Below are 6,171 nucleotides of genomic sequence, written 5' to 3'. Positions count from 1 at the left end.
CACGTTCTGGTACACCAGATACTGGTATTCCTCCAGCACCCCCTCCTCATCCTCCATCCTGGAGTTCCACTGGCCGGAGGCGTCGAAGCAGCCGAAGGCGTTCATGGCCGGGTAGGCGGCCGCCGTCTCAAAAAGGAAGCTCTCATAGGCATTCATGGGCACTCCCGCCGCCTCCAGCAGCAGGGGACGCAGAAAGCCCGGGGAGGTGACCACACCTGACATCTCCTGAATGTCAAAATTTGCCCAAAGGATAAAGCTGGCGTAATACCGCCTCTGGGAGTCCAGATCCCCGTCCCGTTCCTCCAGCTTCTGGTCCATGAACTCCGATACGCCTTCGTCCATGCTGGGCTGGTGGTCGCCGAACATCAGGATCACCGTGTCCTCCTCTGCCTCTGAGAAGTAATCGGTCAGCTCCTTAAAGGCCGCGTCAGATTCGCGGATCAGAGACAGATATTCTAACATCTGCGGCGTCTGGAGCTCTTTATCCACAGGCATCACCGTCACATCCACCGCCGGTTCGTCCTCCGAATATCCGCCGTGGTTCTGCATGGTCACATTGAACATGAAAAATGGGCGGCCCGGCTCCCTTTCCTCATAAAGATGGATCACATTTTTAAAATCTGCCCGGTCGCTCACATAGGTGCGGAGATATTCCTCGTGGGGCAGGCTGTCCTCCTCTGAGTAGAACGCATCCAGTCCCAGAAGCGGATACACCGACGATCTGCGGTAGCTGATGGGCAGGTACGGATGGTACGCCGCCGTCTGATAGCCCAGCTCCTTCAGCTTCCAGGCCAGGGACTGCTGGACACCCCCCATATACTGGACATAGGGACTGCTGCCAGGAGGCAGGAAATAAAGGCTGTTGCCCGTGAGGAATTCATACTCTGTGTTGGCCGTTCCGCCTCCGTAAACCGATGTAAGGACCTTTCCTCTGACTGCATTGTCCATGGAATGGATATTGGGAAACACGTCTGTGTCTGTCTCAAAGCCGTAAATGGCCGGAAGGTCCGCCAGGGTCTCATTCATAATGACGATAAGATTGGGGTAACGGTCTCCGGCTTCCCTAAGAAGTCCCGTTTCGGTCCCAGCACCGTCCAAAGCCGTCTCCAGGATCTCCTCCGCCCGCTTTGCCGTATAGCCCTCCGGCGTCTTCACCCTCCCCATCTTTATAAAGGAGGCAAAGGAGAGCAGATATCCCTTTTCGCTGGTGATGATCTGGAGATTGGAAAAATTGTCAAAGGTGGGAAGCTTCGCCGCAAAGACCGCAGCCGCCGCAGCCGCCAGGGCCACATTTCCCAGAAACCCTCTGAGCCTTCTTTCGCACCGGGCTGTGCCCAGGGCAGAAAACAGCGTAAGGACCGTCACCAGAATGGCCAGGACCGCAGCCGCCGACACTCCATCCAGAGCCAGGGAATAATTTCCCAGCACATGGACAGCCGTCCCCGCATTGGCAATATCAAAGTATTCCAGGGGATTGTTTCTCAGCGCACCGTAATAATGGTTAGCCACCGAAAGCACTCCAAAAAGCAGGGCCGCTCCCGAAAAGGCCAGAGCCGCGTTTCCCAGGACCAGCAGAAATACCGCCGGCACCAGGGCACACAGGGCCAGGTTCAGGACCAGATAAAGCGGTGTCTGGAAATCGAAGGTAGCCAGGTTCAGAAGCTCGGCCGCCGAAAACCATACAAAGGAAAAGGGGACCGCAAGTCCCAGTCCGTACCAGATGTTTTTCCGTTTTCTTCCCGCTCCCAGATGCAGGGACATAATGGTAAAGACCTCCAGGCCCAGAACAAACATCCAGCACAAAAGATGTTGACGTCCCGCTCCGTCATTGTCCATGAGGGGTTTTCTGAGGGTCCACAGAATCCCGGCCTTTAAAATTGCCTGTAGCGCCGCAACGGCCAGGATGGGGGGCCATTTTCTTGGAAAGCCCATGGCCGCCGGTCCGGATCTCCCAGAGGATCCCCTCCGTTCCTCCTGCCGGAGCATGAAAAGCCGCCTCCATCCCAGTACTTCCAGGACCGCCAGAAGTCCCAGAGCCCAGGCGGACAGATACAGCTTCTGAAAATCCAGGATCACTGCCAGGCGGTCGTTGACCACCGCGCCCTCCACCGTAAGCACTGCCCCCGGCTCCGTAGCCAGATCCAGGCGCACAGCGCTGACGCCCCGATAGCCCTGGGCACGGCCAAACCGTGCGGAAAGCCTGCCATCGGAAAGCTCCATGGTCCGGTAGCCCGCCGACGGGATCAGATAAAGCTGGGCCTCCGAGCCGGCTCCTCCTACACCAAATACCTCCACCGTAAGAAACCGGACGTTCACCGGCTCTCCAAAGGCGTAATAGATCCACGGATCACTGGAAAGAGACGTCAGCTCCCCCCGTTCTCCCAGTTCAAATTCTTTTAGGTTCCTTCCATTTTCCCCCAGAAGCGCTTCCCTGGAAATAGAAAACTGGGGGCAGGCCCGAAGCGTCAGACCTGTCCCCACCACATTCATCACCAGAAAAGCTGCCAGGATCAGCAGAAGGAACGGATTCCGCCCCCTACTGCTCACGGAAGGTTACCGTTCCCGTCTCTGCGTCCATGGCGTCCACGATAGCCAGGGATTCCAGACGGTAGCCCAGGTTTCTTATGATCCGGCCGCCGCTCTGGAAGCCCTTTTCAATGGCGATCCCGATTCCCTCTGTAATGGCTCCAGCCTGGGCTACGATGGATAAAAGCCCCTGAAGCGCACAGCCGTTGGCCAGGAAGTCGTCGATCAGGAGCACATGCTCCCCTTCCTTTAAAAACTTTTTGGATACGATGACCTGGTTTTTGCATTTATGGGTAAAGGATTCCACCTCTGCCACATACATTTCTCCGTCCAGATTGATGCTCTGGGTCTTTTTGGCAAATACCACCGGCACATCGAAATATCTGGCGGCAATGCAGGCAATGCCGATCCCGGATGCCTCGATGGTCAGGATCTTGTCCACCTGTACGTCTGCAAAGCGGCGCTTGAACTCCTCTCCCATCTGCTCCAGGAGACGGATATCCATCTGATGGTTTAAAAAGCTGTCAACCTTTAATACATTTCCTTCTTTTACGATCCCGTCCTTCTGGATCCGTTCTTCCAAAAAATTCATGATTTTTCCTCCAGTGTATGCAGTTCTAAATACTTAGTCAACTATATCACAGACCCGTCCTCCTTGTAAAGACGGTTCCTATGGGATCTGGAACCCATGGTCCATGGGGCCGGAACCAGAGCCCAGATCCAGCATGGCCTCCAGCGCGCCGGACAGGTACTCCTTGGCCCTCTCCACCGCCTGCTCCAGGCTGTATCCCCTGGCAAACCCTGAGGCAATGGCGCTGGACAGCGTACAGCCGGTCCCATGGGTGTTGGGATTGTCGATCCGCCGCCCCATGAACCAGCAAAAGCCGCCGTCACGGTACAAAAGATCGTTGGCATCGTTTAACCGGTGACCGCCCTTACATAAAACAGCACAGCCGTACTCCCGGCTTATGATCTCCGCCGCCCGGACCATGTCCTCAGATGACCGGATGCAGATCCCAGAAAGCACCTCCGCCTCCGGGATATTGGGCGTCGCCACCGCAGCCATAGGCAGAAGGAGCTCCTTTAAGGCTCCCACAGCATCCTCGTCCAGGAGCCTGGAGCCGCTGGTGGAGATCATCACCGGATCCACCACGATGTTCTCCGCTTTATAATAGGAAAGCCGTTCTGCAATGACCCGGATCAGCTCCCCTGAGGATACCATCCCGATCTTTACGGCATCGGGACGGATATCCGAAAAGACGCTGTCGATCTGCATGGCTAAAAATTCCGGCGTCACAGGAAAGATCCCGGAGACCCCTGTGGTATTCTGGGCCGTCAGGGCCGTAATGGCGCTCATGCCGTAAACACCGTTGGCCAGCATGGTCTTTAAGTCTGCCTGGATCCCGGCCCCGCCGCTGGAATCGCTGCCCGCAATGGTCAGGACCGTCTTCCGGCGTCTGTGCCTTCCCAGATACATCTCCGCCGTCTCTTTAAGCCGTCTGGCGGCCGCTTCAATATCCGGCTGGCCGAAAATGGCGCTGACCACGGCCACTCCGTCGGCCCCGGTCCCTTTTAAAGGCTGGATCCGGTCCGCCCGGATCCCTCCGATGGCCACCACCGGGATATCCACCGCCCGGCATATGGCCTTTAAGGTCTCCACCGTTACCTGGGAGGTATCCGATTTGGTATCTGTGGGATACATGGCTCCCACGCCCAGATAATCGGCCCCTCCGGCCTCCGCCGCCTTTGCCTGCTCCACGGTCTTACAGGACACGCCGATGATCTTTCCCGGCCCCAGACGCCTTCTGGCCTCTTTTACGTCCATATCCTTCTGGCCCACATGGACCCCGTCGGCCCCGGAGGCCAGGGCGATCTCCACATCGTCGTTGATGACAAAGGGAACATGGAAGGAATCACACAGCTCCTTTATGGCCGCAGCCTCCTCTAAAAATAAGCGGCGGTCCAGATTTTTTTCCCGGAGCTGCACAAAGGTCACTCCTCCCTTTAATGCCTTTTCCACCTGGTCCTTCAGGCTTTCCCCCTTTAACCAGGCCCGGTCTGTCACCGCATATACAAGCATGTCCTCTGGTCTGCAGTTCATGTTTCTGCTCCTCCTTTTTTGATTTTCCAGTCCGTACCGCCCCGGGCGGCCCGGCATGGGCTTTTGTGATCTTGTCACGGAAGCCTCCGCCTCCTTCTGGTATGATACAGATATAAAGAACGAAAATAAACGATCAGCCACAAGGAGGTTTTTCTATGTCAGTTATGAATATCACAAGCGAAAACTTTGAACAGGAGATCATGGGAAGCGACCGTCCTGTCCTTCTGGATTTCTGGGCGTCCTGGTGCGGCCCCTGCCGGATGGTATCCCCCATTGTGGATGAGATCGCAGAGGACCATCCGGAGATCCGGGTGGGAAAGATCAACGTGGATGAACAGCCGGAGCTGGCCGGACAGTTCGGCGTCATGAGCATTCCCTCCCTGTTTTACATGGAAAACGGAAAAGTCGTCCGTAAGACCATGGGCGCCATGCCAAAACAGCAGATCCTGAAATTCATTGGAAAATAAGCAGCAGCGGTCTTTTATGTATCCGCCAGTACGGAAAGTCCCTTCCGGTCCAGGATCTCCACAGCCCCCCTGGAAAGCCGTACCAGGCCCTCGGTCTGGAAATACTTTAACATCCGGGTGACCACCTCCCTGGCGGTGCCCATATGGCTGGCGATCTTTTCATGGGTGATCTTAAGGGTATCCGTCTCCTCCAGGACGCTTTCCTCCAGAAGGAAGCCCGCCAGCCGTTTATCGAAGCTCTTCCACATCACCTGGTCCATGAGCCACATGACATCCGTAAACCGGGATGCCATGATCTGGCTGGTATAGTTGGCCACCACGGCCGACCGCTCCATCAGCCCCTTATAAAAATCCGGCGGGATGATCCAGAGCTCCGTGTCCTTCTCCGCAGAGATGAACACGTCAAACTGGAGACTGCTCATAATGCAGGAAGCCGAAAACAGGCAGATATCCCGCTCAAACAGCCGGTACAGAGTGATCTCCCTCCCCTCTTCGGAGATCATATGGGCCCGGAGCTGGCCGGAGGCGATCACCAGCAGGCCGGTGCATACGCCGTCTCCGCCATGGAGAAGCGTGCCTTTTGGAACCCTCCGCTTCACCGCCGCATAATCGAGCCTTTCCTGGTCTGCTTTGTCCAGCTGGTCATAAATGGGAAAATACTGGGATATGGTCATGGCCTTCCGCCTCCTGTTCTGTTATATGCTCCCATTATACTTCATCTTCGGGACACAGTACAGATGCTCTTCTTATTTTTTCAGACAGAAAAACAGGCCCGGCGCTTTTTACGCATGGCCTGTTTTCCTGTTGCAGCATTGATTTGTTTCTGCCCCGGTCTCCCCTCCTCATGGGAAACGGCAGCATCCGGATCAAAAAGATTGGAGAAAAGATCCAGGATGGCTGATCCGCAGGCATCCACTCTGCGGAATGGGGCATCTCTCACACGGAGAACTGTATGGTATTACAAAAAGTTTGTATGGATTCCAAATTGTTTGGATGATTTCATTATACTGTCTCCCTTTCTGGTTGTCAAGGGGTTTTCTGCACGAATTTATGTACAAGCCTGGGTTCCCAGGCTTT

The 6,171-nt window shown here is 55.7% G+C and carries 5 protein-coding genes and 1 pseudogene; 1 reads left to right on the top strand and 5 read right to left on the bottom strand.

The features are described from left to right. The 4 genes and pseudogenes from WIH05_RS08175 to thiE all read right to left on the bottom strand — a co-directional run. Nucleotides 1-2,547 (bottom strand): LTA synthase family protein (locus tag WIH05_RS08175; RefSeq protein WP_337425235.1); only part of this gene is annotated, 2,547 nt, incomplete at its 3' end. Further along, a complete protein-coding gene (locus WIH05_RS08170) occupies nucleotides 2,537-3,118 on the bottom strand; it encodes a xanthine phosphoribosyltransferase (protein WP_022272484.1) in 582 nt (193 codons plus the stop codon). The genes WIH05_RS08170 and WIH05_RS08175, both read right to left, overlap by 11 nt. A gap of 78 nt (nucleotides 3,119-3,196) precedes the next feature. Next, the gene (gene thiD / locus WIH05_RS08165) at nucleotides 3,197-4,003 is read right to left on the bottom strand and encodes a bifunctional hydroxymethylpyrimidine kinase/phosphomethylpyrimidine kinase (RefSeq protein ID WP_337425237.1); all 807 of its coding nucleotides are present in this window, start codon (nucleotides 4,001-4,003) and stop codon (nucleotides 3,197-3,199) included. Between the two features lie 27 nt (nucleotides 4,004-4,030). Further along, nucleotides 4,031-4,606: pseudogene (gene thiE, locus WIH05_RS08160) on the bottom strand (thiamine phosphate synthase); the annotation flags it as partial. A gap of 176 nt (nucleotides 4,607-4,782) precedes the next feature. Between thiE and trxA the strand changes: the two are divergent. Next, nucleotides 4,783-5,094 carry a thioredoxin gene (trxA, locus tag WIH05_RS08155; protein ID WP_022272487.1) on the top strand — a complete coding sequence of 104 codons (312 nt, stop codon included), beginning with the start codon at nucleotides 4,783-4,785 and terminating at the stop codon, nucleotides 5,092-5,094. A 14-nt stretch (nucleotides 5,095-5,108) separates the two neighbouring features. Here trxA and WIH05_RS08150 read toward each other — a convergent pair whose 3' ends face one another. Next, the gene (locus WIH05_RS08150; RefSeq protein WP_022272488.1) at nucleotides 5,109-5,768 is read right to left on the bottom strand and encodes a Crp/Fnr family transcriptional regulator; all 660 of its coding nucleotides are present in this window, start codon (nucleotides 5,766-5,768) and stop codon (nucleotides 5,109-5,111) included. Nucleotides 5,769-6,171: the final 403 nt, after the last annotated feature.

The organism is Alitiscatomonas sp. (genome assembly GCF_037242085.1).
Lineage (GTDB): Bacteria > Bacillota > Clostridia > Lachnospirales > Lachnospiraceae > Alitiscatomonas > Alitiscatomonas aceti.
The sequence above is the reverse complement of the archived record's forward strand: the minus strand, read 5'-3'. Positions and strand labels throughout refer to the sequence as shown.

Coding starts and splice junctions, on each gene's coding strand:
- thiD (WP_337425237.1), bottom strand. CDS start 4,003: ATGTATCTGGGAAGGCACAGACGCCGGAAGACGGTCCTGACCATTGCG.
- WIH05_RS08150 (WP_022272488.1), bottom strand. CDS start 5,768: ATGACCATATCCCAGTATTTTCCCATTTATGACCAGCTGGACAAAGCA.
- WIH05_RS08170 (WP_022272484.1), bottom strand. CDS start 3,118: ATGAATTTTTTGGAAGAACGGATCCAGAAGGACGGGATCGTAAAAGAA.
- trxA (WP_022272487.1), top strand. CDS start 4,783: ATGTCAGTTATGAATATCACAAGCGAAAACTTTGAACAGGAGATCATG.